Below are 15,406 nucleotides of genomic sequence, written 5' to 3'. Positions count from 1 at the left end.
AAAGAGTTAAGAGTTAGCAGCACGAAGACGTTCAAGATTTTCACAACACTTAACTGTATGAGGATGATTGACACCTAATTTTTGCTCAAAAATTGCTAAGGCTTGCAGATACAAGGGTTCAGCTTCTGCGAACTTTCCTTGGGAATAGTATAGTTTAGCCAAGTTGTTGAGACTGGTGGCGACGTTGGGATGGTTATCTCCCAGCAGACGTTTTCTCATTGCCAAAGCTTGCAGATGCAAGAGTTCGGCTTCGGTGTACCTTCCTTGGGAATTGTAGAGATTAGCCAAATTGTTGAGGCTGATGGCAACATCAGGATGTTCTTCTCCCAGCAGGCGTTTTCCAATCTGCAAGGCTTGCAGATACAAGGGTTCGGCTGCGGTGTAATTTCTCTGGCAATCGTACAGATAAGCTAAGTTGTTGAGGCTGATGGCAACATCAGGATGTTCTTCTCCCAGCAGGCGTTTTTTCATTTCCAGAGCTTGCAGATACAAGGGTTCAGCTGCGGCGCACTTTCCCAGGTAATTGTAGACATTAGCTAAGTTGTTGAGGCTAGTGGCAATGTTAGGATGTTCTTCCCCCAGCAAGCGTTTTTTCATTGCCAAAGCTTGCAGATACAAGGGTTCAGCTGCGGCGTACTTTCCTTGGGATTCGTAGAGAGTAGCCAAGTTGTTGAGGCTAGTGGCAATGTCAGGATGTTCTTCTCCCAGCAGGCGTTTTTTCATTGCCAAAGCTTGCAGATACAAGGGTTCGGCTTCGGTGTACTTTCCTTGGGATTCGTAGAGATTAGCTAAGTTGTTGAGGCTGCTGGCGATGTCGGGATGTTCTTCTCCCAACAGGCATTTTCTCATTGCCAAAGCTTGCAGATACAAGGGTTCAGCTTCGGCGTACTTGCCTTGGGATTCGTAAAATAATGCCAAGTTGTTGAGGCTGCTGGCGATGTCGGGATGTTCTTCTCCCAAACGGACGTTGACTATTGATAAACACTGTATATGCCAAGGTTCTTCTAATGCATACAAACCCTGTCCTTCATAAAATCTACCCAAGCTAACAAACACCCAAGTTAAATCTTTATCCTTGACGACATGAATCAAATTTTGGGCTACTTCCTGAATATGAGGAATAGTATCTTGCACTGACTCAATAAATTCACGGGTGGGAGTTTCAGGAATTTCTTTTGCCTTTGCTACTATCACGGCTGCAAAAGCTTGTTTGAATTTTACTCCTAACTCTTCCCCAGCAGCAAAGAGGCTAATTTGTGCGAATTTCCCTTGGAGAAACTCCCGAATTAAAGGATGAATTTGATAGCAAGCGTTTTTATCTTCTAAGCTTTGAATAAGATGACGTTTGTAGAGTTGCTTTTTGGCTTCCGTGACATCTGTCTTGGCCCAATTCAGCAACTCACTGCTAAACTCTACCAATTGCCAAGGAATAACATTAGGTGCAAATAAACTCAATAACGCACCCACAAGCTGAGTTTTGTCCTCCAGTTCTCGCCAGCTTAATTCAAAGGCAGCTTTCACTCCCAGCTGTGCTGCACTCAGGGTTGGCTGTCTTCGTTCCAGTGCTTCATCCTCTAGCCGTTGCACCTTCAGCCGTTCTAACATTTCTGCTAAAGATAAATCTGGATCTTCAGCTAAATAATGTCCGACTAATTCCAACCCCAAGGGTAAATATCCCAGCCATTGACACAATTGTTTAGCGGTTGTTTCTTCCCGTTGTATCCGCTTTTCACCCACAAAAGCTGTTAGCAGTTCTAACGCTTTGATTTCCGGGAGTACATCTAAGGAAATTTCCTGCACAAAATTGGGGTTGAGGTTGCGTAACCGGGTGGTGACGAGTACCCGGAAGCGGTTGGTTGTTGGCTGTACCTCTCGCAGATTCTCTAAATTAGTGACATCATCTAATACTACCAACACCAAACCCTCGGATGGATGCCAATGCTGCCAACACCACCGTACTTGTTCTTGGAGATTCAGCAGTTTTCCGCCCAGTTCTTTTGGGATTTCTTGACCGATGTACAACAAATAAAATTGCACAATGCTAGCGGCTAACTCCGATTCTCTCCCATTCAGCCAGCAGATACCGCCAGGATAATCAGCTTCATGTCTTAGTGCATACTGGGTTGCTAGTTCTGTTTTACCGACACCACCCATCCCAGCCACCGCCGAAATTGCCACTTTACCCGACTGCTGCAATTTCTGATGGATGTCGGTAAGTTCATTGTCCCGCCCAACAAAGTTAATAGCGCCTTTGTAAATTAGATTATTGGGGATATTTGGCGGAGAAGTCTGTTGTGATGACCCAAAATTAAATGTTGAGTCTTGAACAATGACCTTTCCACCTTGGGTAATTATCCCTTGCAAATTCTCATTGCTCATTTGCTGCCAAAGTTGAATGTGGAACCCTTGACTGTAGTCTGACCACCCGTAGTGATTACACCTTGCGGATTGACTAACGTTGTCGGACTTTGCGCTTTAATAGCTGCGGTTAACTCTGCAATAGCCTTTGCCAGTTCTGGGTTAGCTTGTGCAGCAGTACTGGCTTGATTTCCTAATGCTTCGACAGCTTCCTGAATTTCCGGGTCTGCTGCTGCTGCTTTTTTTACCTCTTCTACTAATACAGCTTCGCCAATATATTCTCGTTCTCCTGGTGGTAAGGCTGCTTGTGCGGTTGCGGTTTCTAAAGCGGCGGCTGTTTCGGGTGATTTAGCTTTAAGAACTTGCTTGGCTTTGTCTAAACCAGCATCCAAAGCCTTTTCTGTTGACCAATCAATGACTTTATTGCCGATAAAAGTTAAAAGAGCGATCGCACCGACGGTAATTGGTTCCATAGTAATTTGGTACGATATTAGACCATTACCAACGATTATAAGGAATTTTTTCAGTAAACTTAGGGAGATAGTGATACCAACTTAGTAGCACAACAATTTTCTGCTCCTAACCACGATATTTCTTGCTCTCAGCCGGAGTTTAGGAATATTTTTTTAACAAGATGTTATGCGGTTGAGTGTTTTATACTCGTGAATGAGTCTTTGAACTCCGTTAACGAGTCTTTGATATTCGTGAATGAGGCTTTTAACTCCGTTAACGAGTCTTTGATACTCGTGAATGAGGCTTATAACTCCGTCAACGAGCCTTTGATATTCGTGAATGAGGCTTATAACTCCGTTAACGAGTCTTTGATACTCGTGAATGAGGCTTATAACTCCGTCAACGAGTCTTTGATACTCGTGAATGAGGCTTATAACTCCGTCAACGAGCCTTTTAACTCCATTAATGAGCCTTTGATACTCGTGAATAAGGGAAGCATCTCAGCTTTGCAAATATACCAGGCAATTAAAAATCGTGGCTACCCTTCGCCTAAGCGGACTCAAAGAATTTGAAACCCACGGCGGTGGGTTTTGTCTGTATAGCTGCGAATTCCATTCGCCTGCTTATTCCCAAACATACTTCTCGGCAACTTTCCAATAGCGGGAAAACCGCTTGAGATCGATATACCCGTCGTAATCAAAAAACGGTTCCACCTCTAGCACTTCCATAGCTAAAGAAGATTCAACTTCCTTGCAGATATTCGCAAAGCGCGGACTGGGACTTGCGGTGGTGACAACTAAGTCGGCATCATGTTCTTGGGCAAAGGCGATAATTTCCTGTGCTACATTACCACGCCGAATTTCAACAGGTAACTCTAGCAAGCATTCGTAGATAAAGGTGATGCGTTTGAGGCTCAGTTGCCATTCTGCTATCAAAGCATCGTCCCAAACCCAGATAGCTGGGACGTCGGGATATTTTTGCAATGCAGGATTGTGGGGACTCAGACAGTCACCATGTACCCAAACTATTGGTTTAGTCATCAGATTTTATTACTAGCGATCGCCTATTTATGTTAAGGGACTGCCAGAAAATAAATTATCCAATTTACTCAGATAATAATAATTTCCTTCCTCCCCCGGCTCCCTGCCCCTCTGCCTTTTTTAGCTAGAAGTCCTTAACCACCACTGACTGGTGGAATTAACACCACTTCATCCCCATCTTGCAGGGGTGTATCCGGTTCAACAAATATCAGATTAATTCCAAAGCGGGTAATATCTCGCAATTGGCTCAGTTCTGGATGTTCCGCAATCAAGCGATCGCATACTGCTCTCACTGGCGTACCATTGGAAAATTCTAGTACCAGTTCTGAGGCCTTATAGGCTTCTTGGTAAGCAGCAAATAACTTGACAGTTATAGTAATTGTAGAATTAGACATAAACTTTAGTATTCCCCAGTCGTAAATCCGGGGATTTTTAGTTTCCAGATTGCAGTCTCCTTGATAGGTTTTCACCTATACAAGGTAATATTGTTATGCTTTAGACTTAATTTTGAAACATGTAATTCTCTAAAACTTATAATACTACTTTCGAGATCGTCAAGTTACATTTTGTCAGTATCCCATTTTTAAGAGTAGCTAATCATTGTCTCGCCAAAACAATTAAAAGTAGAATTATAGAGATTTTTTATTATTTATATACAATAATTAAACCTGCGAGTAGAGAAAAGGCTGAGAACAGGTTAGTAAACTTAAATAAGGCTTCTTCAATCAGATATGTAACACAAGTGTTACTTTTCCAACATGATAAATAGTGATGAAATATGCCATTAAAAGATATTTTAGATGCGTTTGTTATCAAATCTAATTGATTAAATCATTAAAGGTATTAAAAGTAAAATGCAATCTGAATTCAACTTCTTTCAGCACTGGTATCCTCTCTCACCAATTGAAGATCTCGATCCCAAGCAACCAACCCCAGTAACTCTTTTGGGGCTTCGCTTAGTCATCTGGAAGCCTAAAACATCTGAAACTTACCGTGTATTTCTAGATCGATGTCCCCATCGCCTAGCTCCCTTGAGTGAGGGACGTGTTGACGAGCAAACAGGCAATTTAATGTGTAGCTATCACGGCTGGCAATTTGATTCCCAAGGAATCTGTACCCAAATTCCCCAAGCTGAAGATTCACAAGTTATTACCAAAAATCAACAAAATTTGTGCGCAATTTCGCTGCCAGTTCGCCAAGAAAATGATTTACTTTGGGTCTGGCCGGATGCTAAATCAACTGAAAATGCTGCTACCACATCGTTACCTTTATCACCTTTAGTAGATGCTAGTAAAGGTTTTGTTTGGGATTCTTTTGTACGGGACTTAGAATACGATTGGCAAACCCTTGTAGAAAATGTCGCAGATCCTAGCCATGTTCCTTTTGCCCATCATGGCGTTCAAGGCGATCGCCAACAAGGAAAACCTATTCCTCTAAAAGTTGCACAATCAACGCCAAATTTAATTGAAGTATATATCGACAGAAACAACAAAACAACAATCACATTTGAACCACCTTGCCACTTGGAATATGCAATCGGTCTTGGTAACTCTGGTAAGCAGTTAGGACTTGTCACCTACTGCATTCCCGTTTCTCCAGGTAAATCAAGAATTGTAGCGCAATTTCCCCGCAATTTTGCTACAAGACTTCAACGTTTAATACCACGTTGGTGGACACATATTAAAACTCGAAATTCGGTTCTCGATGGTGATATGGTACTCTTGCAACAACAAGAGTACTTTCTTCAACAAAGAACATCCGTTGAAAGTTGGAAAACAGCTTACAAACTAGCTACAAGCGCAGATCGCTTAGTAATTGAATTTCGGAATTGGTTTGATAAGTATTGTCACGGGCAACTACCTTGGAACGAAGCGGGAATTAAAGTTCCAGAAAGCCCAACAATCAACGATAATCGCTCGGTAATGCTCGATCGCTACAAACAACATACCCAGCACTGTAGTAGCTGTCGTGGAGCGCTAAAAAATATCCAGCGCTTACAAGTGTTACTTTTGGCATACTTTGTCACAGTAGTCTCAGGAGTTGCCATTCTTCCTGATACATTGCGAATGAAGCTTGGTTTACCTTTGATGATTACAGCAATAGCCAGCCTCAGCGTTTACACTTGGCTAAGATTCTGGCTAAGTCCTAAATTTTACTTTGTAGACTATGTACACGCCCAAAGATAAACTCTGATAAATTTTATGTAATATCTTAAAAAATCTGATCCAAGCGTTGGAAATCCCGTTGCACTTCATTGAACAGAGCTTTGTTGTTGGGGTCAGTCTTGAGGGCTTTTTTGAGATAAATTCTGGCTTTGAGCACCTGATGTTGATCAATTAGCACTCGTCCCCAAACTTGATAAGCAATAGCTTGCCACTGACGAACTTCTGCATCGTCTGGTAAACGATCAGCCAAAGCTTCTACTAAGGCGATCGCTTGGGGATAACGTTTTTCTTTTAAAAACCGTTGCAACTGCTCGTAAGTCTTCCACTTTAGGCGCTGTTCTATTGCTGTAACACTTGGTGGTTTTGGTGTCGTCGCCTGTTGGGTTTTTACCGAAGCTGCTGGTGCTTTCTCCTGAGGTGTTGCCTTTGTTTCCTGACGCGCAGCTACTGGCGATTGACTCGACTGTGTGCCAACCGTATCTTCTGGTATTACTACCGTCAACAGCAGTTTGTAAGCCTCTGTCAAGGCAATAAATTTATCTTTAGCTTTGTGGTCATCTGGGTTGATATCGGGATGATATTGCTGCGCCAATCGTCTGTAAGACGCTTTGATGTCGGCAAAAGAGGCCCCCGATCTTAAACCTAATATACGGTAGTAATCTCCAAGATCCATCTTGAGCTATCAGCTATCGAATATTCAGCTTCAAGCTTTCAACTTAAAGTCTGAAGTAATTAATAATAAAGAGTTATATTCTAATTGAAAGTTCAGTATTGACAATTTATTTTGGGCATGGGGCAAACAAGGAATGTGGCAAGTGTGGGAGGATGGGGGGAGCTAAGAAAGAAAGTATGGTTCATTTCTCCCCTCTCTCCCCACACTTCCCCATCTCCCCTGCACCAATTACGGGCGTTCTTCAATTACACGGTCAATCAAACCGTACTCTTTAGCTTCCTGGGCCGACATGAAAAAGTCACGATCCATGTCTTTTTCAATTTTGGCTATGGTCTGACCAGTGTTGTTGGCATAAATCTGATTGAGCTGGTTACGAATCCTCAGAATCTCTCTAGCTTCAATTTCGATATCAGTTGCTTGTCCACGGGTTCCGCCAGAAGGTTGGTGAATCATAATCCGTGAGTGAGGCAATGCCATACGTTTGCCTTTAGTGCCAGCAGCCAACAGGAAAGACCCCATTGAGGCAGCTAAACCCACACATATTGTTACCACATCTGATTTGATGTGTTGCATGGTGTCATAAATTGCCAAGCCTGAGGTAACCATACCACCAGGAGAATTGATGTACAAATAAATGTCCTTACCTGGATCTTCCGAGTCCAGGTATAGCATAACAGCAATAATTTGATTGGCAATTTCGTCATCAATATCTCGCCCCAAGAAAATAATTCTTTCTCGGTAGAGGCGATCGTAGATGCTAATCCAATCTGTAAATTGCCCCCCGGGCATCCGGTAAGGAACTTTAGGAACACCTATAGGCATTTTCGCTACTCCGTTTGTAATTAGTTATTAGTCATTAGTCATTAGTCATTTGCCTAATACAAAGGCTAAATAACAAATGACAAATCAAAGGATGCTTGCAGGCAAAGGTGGATTGGCAAGTTCTTCTTTTTCAAACACTCTATCAATCAAACCGTACTCTTTAGCTTGATAGGGAGTCATGTAGAAGAGGCGATCCATATCTTTGGAAATTTTTTCTGGGGCTTGTCCAGTGGTGTGAGCTAGGATATCAACCATTGATGCCTTGTTTGCCAGAACTTCTCGCGCGCGAATTTGAATATCCGTTGCTTGACCTTGGGCGTAGCTCTTAGGTTGGTGCAGGATAATATTAGCGTTGGGTAAACTAGCGCGGCAACCTTTAGTACCAGCACCGAGTAGCATCGCTGCCATACCCATTGCTGAACCAATGCAGATAGTATGGATGGGTGGCTTGATGTATTTCATTGTGTCATAGATAGCGAAAGCTTCGGTTTCAAAACCAATTGGATCGCCACTATAACCGGATGTGCCGGTTGAGTTGATATAGATTTTAATCGGCTTCTCGGGGTCGTCTGACTGTAAATATAGTAGTTGAGCGACGATCAACTCCGTGACAGCAGGCACCAGGGGCATCCCAAGATAGACAATTCGCTCCTTCAACAACAGGGAGGGTAAATCTGGCGGCGGTGTCCGGTAAGAGTTATCGCCGTAATAGGGGGCTTGAACAGCCTTGATGGGGGAAATGTCCATAGCAACTGAGCGCCTGAAATTATGCCGTTAACTGTAATACATACTAGCGCGATGCTAGCTATCTTTAAGGTGCGGATTTCTGGCTAATGAGTCAGGGGGCTGAACATCTGCTAATCCTTAGCTTCTAAGATATTCTTGAATATAAGCTACTGCGATTTTAAGTTGCATATTTTTTCGTTAAGGCTAGCTCGAAAAAAGGTGTAGGGGTGTAAAGGTACAGAGGTTTAAGGAATATTCCTTTTTGATGCTTAGTTATGGGCGATCGCCTATGATTGACTGTCAACAGTAGAGACGCGATTAATAGCATCTCTGCCAAGGGTTTAGAGTTTTTCTTGACTCTGAGCTTTTGACGTTTCAAGACGTTACAGCTTATTAATGTATTTGTTTTCCGTAGTTCTAATGTTGCGTTTTGAAGTTATTTATAAAAATGTATATCCTCACTAGGAACTTTGCGTTATGAAAGTTAACTTGCAGCCCGTCCTGAATGATAGTAATTTAGACGCAAATCAACCGAACAGTCAGCGTCAGTTATCCCTTTCGATTTCTGCGATCGGCGAAATTTTGGATCGCAATGTCCCTGTTAATTTATGTCTAATTCTCGATCATAGTGGTTCGATGAATGGGCGGCCCCTAGAAACTGTCAAGCAAGCGGCAAATCGCTTGGTTGACAGACTCAATCCTGGGGATCGCTTGAGTGTTGTAGTTTTCGATCACCGTGCCAAAGTCTTAGTACCTAATCAAGTTATCGAAGACCGAGAACACATCAAAAAGCAAATTAACCGCTTGAGTGCTGATGGTGGTACGGCAATTGATGAAGGTTTGCGTTTGGGCATTGAGGAGTTGGCAAAGGGGAAAAAAGATACTGTTTCTCAAGTTTTTTTATTAACTGATGGCGAAAATGAACATGGCGATAATGATCGCTGTTTAAAATTTGCCCACTTGGCTGCTAACTATAACTTGACTTTAAATACCTTGGGATTTGGTGACAACTGGAATCAGGATATTTTAGAAAAAATTGCCGATGCTGGACTAGGTACACTGTCTTACATTCAAAAGCCCGATCAAGTAGTGGAGGAATTTAGCCGATTGTTTAACCGAATTCAAACAATTGGCTTAACTAATGCTTATCTGCTATTTTCCCTAATGCCAAATGTTCGGCTAGCGGAACTTAAACCGATTGCCCAAGTTTCTCCAGATACAATTGAGTTACCAGTACAACCAGAAGGCGATGGACGCTTTGCGGTGCGTTTGGGAGACTTAATGAAAGATGTGGAACGAGTAATTTTAGCTAATATTTATCTAGGACAGTTGCCCGAAGGCAAACAAGCGATCGCAAATCTGCAAGTCCGCTACGATGACCCCGCTAACAACAAGACAGGGTTATTCACTCCTAACATCCCAGTTTATGTAAATGTGGCTAGAGTTTACCAACCCGCTGCTAATCCAGAAGTGCAACATTCTATCCTGGCATTAGCGAAGTATCGCCAAACTCAGTTAGCAGAGGCGAAATTGCAACAAGGCGATCGCGCTGGTGCGGCAACAATGCTACAAACTGCTGCTAAAACTGCCTTGCAAATGGGAGATAAAGGTGCAGCAACAGTGTTGCAAACTTCTGCCACTCGCTTGCAAGCTGGTGAAGAGTTATCGGAAAGCGATCGCAAGAAAACTAGAATTGTTTCAAAAACAGTTTTGCAGGATACTCCTCACCAATGAAAGTTAAATTACTGTCGGTGCTGAATGATAGTAATGTTGATGTAGGGCAAGCGAATAGTCAGCGTCAAATCGGAATTTCGATTTCTGCAATCGCTGGCGAATTTGATAGCAATTTGCCCCTCAACTTATGCTTGATTCTCGATAAGAGTGGTTCCATGCATGGCCAACCAATCAACACCGTAATTCAAGCAGTAGAGGGATTACTCGATCAACTAAAACCAGGCGATCGCATTTCGGTTGTGGCTTTTGCTGGTTCTGCTGAAGTTATTGTCCCCAACCAAGTAGTTCAAGACTTGGGAAGCATTAAATCACAAATTAAAAATAAACTTAACGCTAGCGGTGGTACGGTAATTGCTGAAGGTTTGGCGCTGGGAATTACAGAACTGATGAAAGGTACAAGAGGATCTGTTTCCCAGGCGTTTTTGCTGACAGATGGACATGGCGAAAGCAGCTTGCGGATTTGGAAGTGGGAGTTAGGCCCGGATGATAACAAACGCTGTCTGGAACTTGCCCATAAGGCTACTAAATTCAACTTAACTCTCAATACCTTGGGGTTTGGGAGTAGCTGGAACCAGGATCTACTAGAAAAAATTGCCGATGCTGGTGGTGGAACTCTAGCTTATATTGAGCATCCTGAACAAGCAGTAGATGAATTTAGCCGTTTATTTAGACGCATTCAGTCTGTTGGGCTAACTAATGCCTACTTGTTATTGTCCTTGATGCCAAATGTCCGGCTAGCAGAACTCAAACCGATTGCCCAAGTAGCCCCAGATACCATTGAGTTACCCGTGCAACAAGAAGCTGATGGGCGCTTTATTGTGCGCTTGGGAGACTTGATGCAAGATGTCGAACGGGTAGTTTTAGCCAATATTTATCTAGGCAATTTACCAGAAGGTAGACAAGAGATTGGGCATATTCAAATCCGCTACGACGATCCGGCTGTAGATCAACAAAACTTACTTTCTGCGATCGCACCTGTGTATGCAGATGTGGTTCGCGTTTACCAGCCAAATCCTAATCCCCAAGTACAGCAGTCAATTTTAGCATTAGCCAAGTATCGCCAAACTCAGTTAGCAGAAGCGAAATTACAACAAGGCGATCTCATCGGTGCAGCAACCATGCTGCAAACAGCCGCTAAAACAGCCCTACAAATAGGAGATAAAGGTGCAGCCACAGTCTTACAAACTTCTGCCACCCGTCTACAAGCTGGTGAAGAACTGTCGGAAGCCGACCGCAAGAAGACTAGGATTGTATCAAAGACGATTTTACAAGAATAATTTATAGGGTAGGGTGGGCGATCGCCTGCCCTCGTAATTCGTAATTTATGAAAATCAATAACATTCATCACATAGCTATCATTTGTTCTGACTACGAACGCTCAAAAAAATTTTATGTAGAGGTTTTGGGCTTTCCAATTATCCAAGAAACTTTTCGCGATCGCAGAAATTCTTATAAATTAGATTTACAAGTTGGCGAAAACACCCAAATTGAGCTATTTTCTTTTCCCAACCCTCCCCAAAGACCTAGTAATCCAGAAGCTTGCGGTTTAAGGCATCTGGCGTTTGCAGTTGATAATATTGAGCAAACCGTTATTGAATTACAATCGCAAGGTATAGAAGTAGAAGATATTAGAATTGATGAAATCACAGGCAAGAAATTTACTTTCTTTAAAGACCCTGATGGCTTGCCATTAGAGATTTATGAACATTAAAATATCTTTTTCTTACTTTTTATTTTTCTGAGCTTTCCACGTTCCTCCGTAAACATAAAATGGGTTGTTGTCACTTACTGAAGACCAACAGTCAGGGCAAACAAATATCCATTGTCCGCCTTGTTCATATTTCACCCTGTACAAAATTGGTGCAGATTGACTACAGCGATCGCACAATTTAACTCGCATTTTACTTATCCAAATACAGCATTGATACACTACTTGGTAAAATTGCAAGATGTTTGACAACATTTGCAAATTCCTCGCTGAAAACTTCTCCTCCGACTTCGCCACCTGGTTGTTAGGAGAACCTATCACTTTAACTGAACTTAGCCCTCAAGAATTATCTCTTGAACCCATTCGTGCCGATGCTCTAATTTTGCTACAGTCAGCACAAAATGTATTGCATCTAAAATTTCAAACACAAGCCGATGCTGAAATTCCTTTTCGGATGCTAGATTATCGAGTTCGCGTTTATCGTCGCTTCCCAAAAAAAGCAATGCATCAAGTCGTAATTTACCTGAAACAGACGAATTCAGATTTGGTGCAACAAAATACATTTTCAATTCCTAAGACGCACCATGAATTTACAGTTATCAGACTTTGGGAACAACCGACTGAAGTATTTATAAGAACGCCCGGACTTTTACCTTTTGCTGCATTAAGTAGTACAATTGATCCAGAAGTGGTTCTTAATGATGTCGCACAGCAAATTAACACCATAACGGAATTAAAAGCTCAAACTAATATCGCTGCTGCTACAGCAGTTTTAGCTGGTTTAGTATTAGATAAAGAGGTCATCAAACGAGTTTTGAGGTCAGATATTATGCGTGAATCAGTGATTTATCAAGATATTTTAGAAGAGGGTAAGGCGGAAGGCAAAGCCGAAGGTAAAGCTGAGGCTTTACTTGAAGTGGCCAGAAATCTAATTAATACTGGTATGCCATTAGAACAAATAGCAAATGTTACAGGCTTATCAACGGATCGGTTAGAAAATTTACAGGCGGAATTAGGAAGCGACGATAACCAATAATGTTCATTATTTCTTGATTAAGTTAGTCTCATGAATATAATAAACAATCGGTGCAGTTAACCTGCACCGATCGCTAAATTCACATGAATTAAACATTCTGTTGTCTTATGCCAATGCTGAAGCCTGTGGTTTAGCAAAAATCATGCGTCCTGCTGTAGTTTGCAAAGCACTGGTGACTACAACTCGCAGTTCACCACCTACATAACTACTACCTTCCTCTACGACAACCATTGTGCCATCGTCTAAGTAGCCAATTCCCTGGCTGGGTTCTTTGCCTTCCTTGAGAATCTTCAAATCAAGGTTATCACCTGGTAAATAGGTGGGACGCACAGCGTTAACTAAATCATTCACATTCAATACTGGTACTTTCTGCACGCTAGCAACTTTCGATAGATTGTAGTCGTTAGTTAGTAGCGTACCGTTGATTTCTTGAGCGAATCGCACTAACTTCGCATCTACGGTGGGAATATCTTCGTAGTCTGCTGGGTTAATAAGAATGCGATCGGGATAAGCTTCTTTGATGCGGTTGAGAATCTCTAGTCCTCGCCTTCCTCGCACCCGCTTTTGGTCTTTACTAGCATCAGCTACTTGTTGCAATTCTTGCAAGACAAATTGCGGTACGATAATTTGCCCTTCTAGAAAGCCGGTTTCTAAAAGGGTTTCAATGCGACCATCAATAATACAGCTAGTATCTAAAACTTTAGTATTGGCAGGTTTGAGTGTCCCTTCCGCTACCATCGTTTCTACGGTGTTGGGATTAATGAATCGCAATAAACCTCGCCCGTGGGTATCAGCCAAATTCATGCCAGTGACAGCCAGTATAATACTGCCGACAACTGCCACTAATGGCTTAATAAAACTAAAATCAGGTGGAATAGGTAGCAAAAATAGCGGGGCTAGCATCAAGTTAGCTAGCAATAGTCCAATCACTAAACCGATCGCCCGCGTTAAGATCATTTCCAGAGGCATTTCTCGGACTTGTGCTTCTAAGCGACGATATGTCGTTTGGAAACTCAGCCCAACTGCACCGCCAATAATAGCGCTAAAGACGGCAACAACGAAGCGTAAAGCTTCTAAGTTTGTCACCCGGTCTAGCGAGCCATTGGGTAGTAGTTCAATGCTATAGAACCCTATTCCCGCTGCTGCTAGGATAAATGAGAGAATAATAATTGCATCCAGCATGGTTTTGTTGTTTTCCTGCAACTGGTATTAACCGAGAGAGTGTAAGTATTTTTTATTTCATCGGCAAAACAGATTGATAAATGTTTACTTAACTCTAGGGGTTTAAGCAGGCAATATCTGCAAATATTATAACGAAATAGTTTTAACTTAATATTCTTCATCGTTTTGTTGTAAAACGATAAAACCTGTAAATAAACTACTAATTTTTATCGTTTGTAATTCTCAGTATGATTAATTTTATTCTTTCTCACAATGGATCAAAAAGTTAATTTTTATAGCATTCCTAATTCTGCTTATGTGCATATTCCATTTTGCAGGCGTAGGTGCTTTTATTGTGATTTTCCCATATCTGTTGTGGGCGATCGCTTGCGTGGTGAAACATCTGGTACTATCTCTCAATATGTGGAACTACTATCTCAAGAAATCAGCATTACACCGACATTTGGTCAACCCTTAAAGACTATTTTCTTTGGTGGTGGTACTCCTTCGTTACTCTCAATAGACCAGTTACAGCAAATACTAGAAGCGCTAGAAAGGCGTTTTGGTATTTTACCAGGGGCAGAGATTTCAATGGAAATGGACCCTGGCACGTTCGATTTAGCACATATAGCAGGTTACCGTAATTTAGGGGTGAATCGCGTAAGTCTGGGTGTACAAGCTTTTCAAGAAGACTTACTAAAAGTTGCTGGGCGATCGCACTCAATTGCAGATATTTTTGCAGCAGTGGAATTAGTCCGCAAAGTCGAGATTCCCGAATTTAGTTTAGACTTGATTTCTGGTTTACCACATCAGTCTTTGGATTGTTGGCAGGATTCACTAGCAAAAGCTGTAGGGATATCTCCAACGCACATCTCTATCTATGACCTTACCATTGAGCCAGGTACAGCTTTTGGTCGTTATTACAAACCAGGCGATCTCCCTTTGCCCACAGATGAAACCACAGTCAAAATGTACCAAATGGCACAGCAAGTTTTGACTAGTGCAGGTTATGAGCATTATGAAATTTCTAATTATGCCCAGCCTAGTCATCAATGTCAGCACAATCGGGTTTATTGGGAAAATCGTCCTTATTATGGTTTTGGTATGGGTGCGGCTAGTTATGTTGAGGAGAAGCGGTTCACTCGTCCGCGTAAGACTAAGGAGTATTACCAATGGGTAAAAGCTGGGGCTGTAATTGATTGTGAAGTAACACCTTCAAATGAGGTTTTGTTAGAAACCTTAATGTTAGGATTGCGTTTGGCTGAAGGTGTGAGTTTAGCGAAGTTGGCGGCGGAGTTTGGAGAGAAGAAGGTAGAGGAAATTTACAAGTTTTTACAGCCGTATTTGGTGAAAGGTTGGGTAAAAGTTGTTGAGGAAAGGTTGCGTTTGAGCGATCCCCAAGGGTTTTTATTCTCTAATGTTGTGTTAGCAGAGTTGTTTGCAGAATTGAGTGAGTAAACTGTGAAGAAGCACAATGTTGTGAAAATTTGCCAAGACTAGAGTTTGGAATGAGATTGTAGCTTAAGTAGC

16 protein-coding genes are annotated in these 15,406 nt (G+C 42.1%); 6 read left to right on the top strand and 10 right to left on the bottom strand.

All coding sequences use genetic code 11. From position 1 onward, the window contains the following. Positions 1-6: 6 nt before the first annotated feature. The 4 genes from BV375_RS10240 to BV375_RS10220 all read right to left on the bottom strand — a co-directional run bounded on the left by BV375_RS10240 (position 7) and on the right by BV375_RS10220 (position 4,246). The gene (locus tag BV375_RS10240) at positions 7-2,379 is read right to left on the bottom strand and encodes a tetratricopeptide repeat protein (protein ID WP_086760037.1); all 2,373 of its coding nucleotides are present in this window, start codon (positions 2,377-2,379) and stop codon (positions 7-9) included. Further along, positions 2,376-2,831 carry a hypothetical protein gene (locus BV375_RS10235; protein WP_086760035.1) on the bottom strand — a complete coding sequence of 152 codons (456 nt, stop codon included), beginning with the start codon at positions 2,829-2,831 and terminating at the stop codon, positions 2,376-2,378. The genes BV375_RS10240 and BV375_RS10235 overlap by 4 nt, the downstream gene beginning before the upstream one ends. Positions 2,832-3,434: 603 nt before the next feature. Beyond that, the gene (locus BV375_RS10225) at positions 3,435-3,851 is read right to left on the bottom strand and encodes a hypothetical protein (protein WP_086760033.1); all 417 of its coding nucleotides are present in this window, start codon (positions 3,849-3,851) and stop codon (positions 3,435-3,437) included. A 134-nt stretch (positions 3,852-3,985) separates the two neighbouring features. Next, positions 3,986-4,246 (bottom strand): MoaD/ThiS family protein, encoded by a 261-nt coding sequence (locus BV375_RS10220; RefSeq protein WP_086760308.1) that lies wholly within the window; start codon positions 4,244-4,246, stop codon positions 3,986-3,988. Positions 4,247-4,705: 459 nt separating this feature from the next. Here BV375_RS10220 and BV375_RS10215 point away from each other — a divergent pair, with 459 nt between their 5' ends. Then, entirely contained in the window at positions 4,706-6,037 is a 1,332-nt protein-coding gene (locus tag BV375_RS10215) for a Rieske 2Fe-2S domain-containing protein (protein WP_086760031.1), read from the top strand. Between the two features lie 25 nt (positions 6,038-6,062). Here BV375_RS10215 and BV375_RS10210 read toward each other — a convergent pair whose 3' ends face one another. The 4 genes from BV375_RS10210 to BV375_RS35895 all read right to left on the bottom strand — a co-directional run bounded on the left by BV375_RS10210 (position 6,063) and on the right by BV375_RS35895 (position 8,616). Beyond that, positions 6,063-6,689, bottom strand: a complete 627-nt coding sequence (locus BV375_RS10210; RefSeq protein WP_086760029.1) for a J domain-containing protein — start codon at positions 6,687-6,689, stop codon at positions 6,063-6,065. 228 nt (positions 6,690-6,917) lie between these two features. Continuing rightward, positions 6,918-7,511, bottom strand: coding sequence for an ATP-dependent Clp protease proteolytic subunit (locus BV375_RS10205; protein ID WP_086760027.1), 594 nt, complete (start codon positions 7,509-7,511; stop codon positions 6,918-6,920). A gap of 84 nt (positions 7,512-7,595) precedes the next feature. Then, on the bottom strand, positions 7,596-8,258 hold the full coding sequence (locus tag BV375_RS10200; RefSeq protein WP_086760025.1) for an ATP-dependent Clp protease proteolytic subunit: 663 nt from the start codon (positions 8,256-8,258) through the stop codon (positions 7,596-7,598). Positions 8,259-8,415: 157 nt separating this feature from the next. After that, a complete protein-coding gene (locus tag BV375_RS35895; protein WP_143842046.1) occupies positions 8,416-8,616 on the bottom strand; it encodes a hypothetical protein in 201 nt (66 codons plus the stop codon). A 98-nt stretch (positions 8,617-8,714) separates the two neighbouring features. Here BV375_RS35895 and BV375_RS10195 point away from each other — a divergent pair, with 98 nt between their 5' ends. The 3 genes from BV375_RS10195 to BV375_RS10185 are packed head-to-tail and all read left to right on the top strand — an operon-like array spanning position 8,715 to position 11,682. Continuing rightward, entirely contained in the window at positions 8,715-9,971 is a 1,257-nt protein-coding gene (locus BV375_RS10195; RefSeq protein ID WP_086760023.1) for a VWA domain-containing protein, read from the top strand. Continuing rightward, complete coding sequence (locus BV375_RS10190; RefSeq protein ID WP_086760021.1) at positions 9,968-11,248, top strand: VWA domain-containing protein; 1,281 nt, start codon at positions 9,968-9,970, stop codon at positions 11,246-11,248. Before BV375_RS10195 ends, BV375_RS10190 begins: the two co-directional genes overlap by 4 nt. A 47-nt stretch (positions 11,249-11,295) precedes the next feature. Then, entirely contained in the window at positions 11,296-11,682 is a 387-nt protein-coding gene (locus tag BV375_RS10185) for a VOC family protein (protein ID WP_086760019.1), read from the top strand. Positions 11,683-11,694: 12 nt separating this feature from the next. Here BV375_RS10185 and BV375_RS10180 read toward each other — a convergent pair whose 3' ends face one another. Further along, positions 11,695-11,934 (bottom strand): hypothetical protein, encoded by a 240-nt coding sequence (locus BV375_RS10180; protein WP_086760017.1) that lies wholly within the window; start codon positions 11,932-11,934, stop codon positions 11,695-11,697. On the opposite strand from BV375_RS10180, the gene BV375_RS10175 reads away from it, so the two are divergent. Further along, a complete protein-coding gene (locus tag BV375_RS10175; RefSeq protein ID WP_086760015.1) occupies positions 11,921-12,715 on the top strand; it encodes an Rpn family recombination-promoting nuclease/putative transposase in 795 nt (264 codons plus the stop codon). The two genes, BV375_RS10180 and BV375_RS10175, sit on opposite strands and share 14 nt — an antisense overlap. Positions 12,716-12,820: 105 nt before the next feature. Here the strand turns inward: BV375_RS10175 and BV375_RS10170 are convergent, their stop codons facing one another. Beyond that, positions 12,821-13,897: a PIN/TRAM domain-containing protein gene (locus BV375_RS10170; protein ID WP_086760013.1), complete on the bottom strand. Its 1,077-nt coding sequence runs from the start codon at positions 13,895-13,897 to the stop codon at positions 12,821-12,823. 252 nt (positions 13,898-14,149) lie between these two features. On the opposite strand from BV375_RS10170, the gene hemW reads away from it, so the two are divergent. Continuing rightward, positions 14,150-15,334, top strand: a complete 1,185-nt coding sequence (hemW, locus tag BV375_RS10165) for a radical SAM family heme chaperone HemW (RefSeq protein WP_086760011.1) — start codon at positions 14,150-14,152, stop codon at positions 15,332-15,334. Positions 15,335-15,406: the final 72 nt, after the last annotated feature.

Source organism: Nostoc sp. 106C, assembly GCF_002154725.1.
Lineage (GTDB): Bacteria > Cyanobacteriota > Cyanobacteriia > Cyanobacteriales > Nostocaceae > Aulosira.
This window is presented reverse-complemented; position numbering and strand designations above follow the sequence as displayed.

What these genes read in the sequence shown, in the direction of transcription:
- BV375_RS10205 (WP_086760027.1), bottom strand. Translation starts at nt 7,511, where the DNA reads ATGCCTATAGGTGTTCCTAAAGTTCCTTACCGGATGCCCGGGGGGCAA.
- BV375_RS10200 (WP_086760025.1), bottom strand. Translation starts at nt 8,258, where the DNA reads ATGGACATTTCCCCCATCAAGGCTGTTCAAGCCCCCTATTACGGCGAT.
- BV375_RS10210 (WP_086760029.1), bottom strand. Translation starts at nt 6,689, where the DNA reads ATGGATCTTGGAGATTACTACCGTATATTAGGTTTAAGATCGGGGGCC.
- BV375_RS10220 (WP_086760308.1), bottom strand. Translation starts at nt 4,246, where the DNA reads ATGTCTAATTCTACAATTACTATAACTGTCAAGTTATTTGCTGCTTAC.
- BV375_RS10225 (WP_086760033.1), bottom strand. Translation starts at nt 3,851, where the DNA reads ATGACTAAACCAATAGTTTGGGTACATGGTGACTGTCTGAGTCCCCAC.
- hemW (WP_086760011.1), top strand. Translation starts at nt 14,150, where the DNA reads ATGGATCAAAAAGTTAATTTTTATAGCATTCCTAATTCTGCTTATGTG.
- BV375_RS10235 (WP_086760035.1), bottom strand. Translation starts at nt 2,831, where the DNA reads ATGGAACCAATTACCGTCGGTGCGATCGCTCTTTTAACTTTTATCGGC.
- BV375_RS10215 (WP_086760031.1), top strand. Translation starts at nt 4,706, where the DNA reads ATGCAATCTGAATTCAACTTCTTTCAGCACTGGTATCCTCTCTCACCA.
- BV375_RS10190 (WP_086760021.1), top strand. Translation starts at nt 9,968, where the DNA reads ATGAAAGTTAAATTACTGTCGGTGCTGAATGATAGTAATGTTGATGTA.
- BV375_RS10170 (WP_086760013.1), bottom strand. Translation starts at nt 13,897, where the DNA reads ATGCTGGATGCAATTATTATTCTCTCATTTATCCTAGCAGCAGCGGGA.
- BV375_RS10175 (WP_086760015.1), top strand. Translation starts at nt 11,921, where the DNA reads ATGTTTGACAACATTTGCAAATTCCTCGCTGAAAACTTCTCCTCCGAC.
- BV375_RS10240 (WP_086760037.1), bottom strand. Translation starts at nt 2,379, where the DNA reads ATGAGCAATGAGAATTTGCAAGGGATAATTACCCAAGGTGGAAAGGTC.
- BV375_RS10195 (WP_086760023.1), top strand. Translation starts at nt 8,715, where the DNA reads ATGAAAGTTAACTTGCAGCCCGTCCTGAATGATAGTAATTTAGACGCA.
- BV375_RS10185 (WP_086760019.1), top strand. Translation starts at nt 11,296, where the DNA reads ATGAAAATCAATAACATTCATCACATAGCTATCATTTGTTCTGACTAC.
- BV375_RS10180 (WP_086760017.1), bottom strand. Translation starts at nt 11,934, where the DNA reads ATGTTGTCAAACATCTTGCAATTTTACCAAGTAGTGTATCAATGCTGT.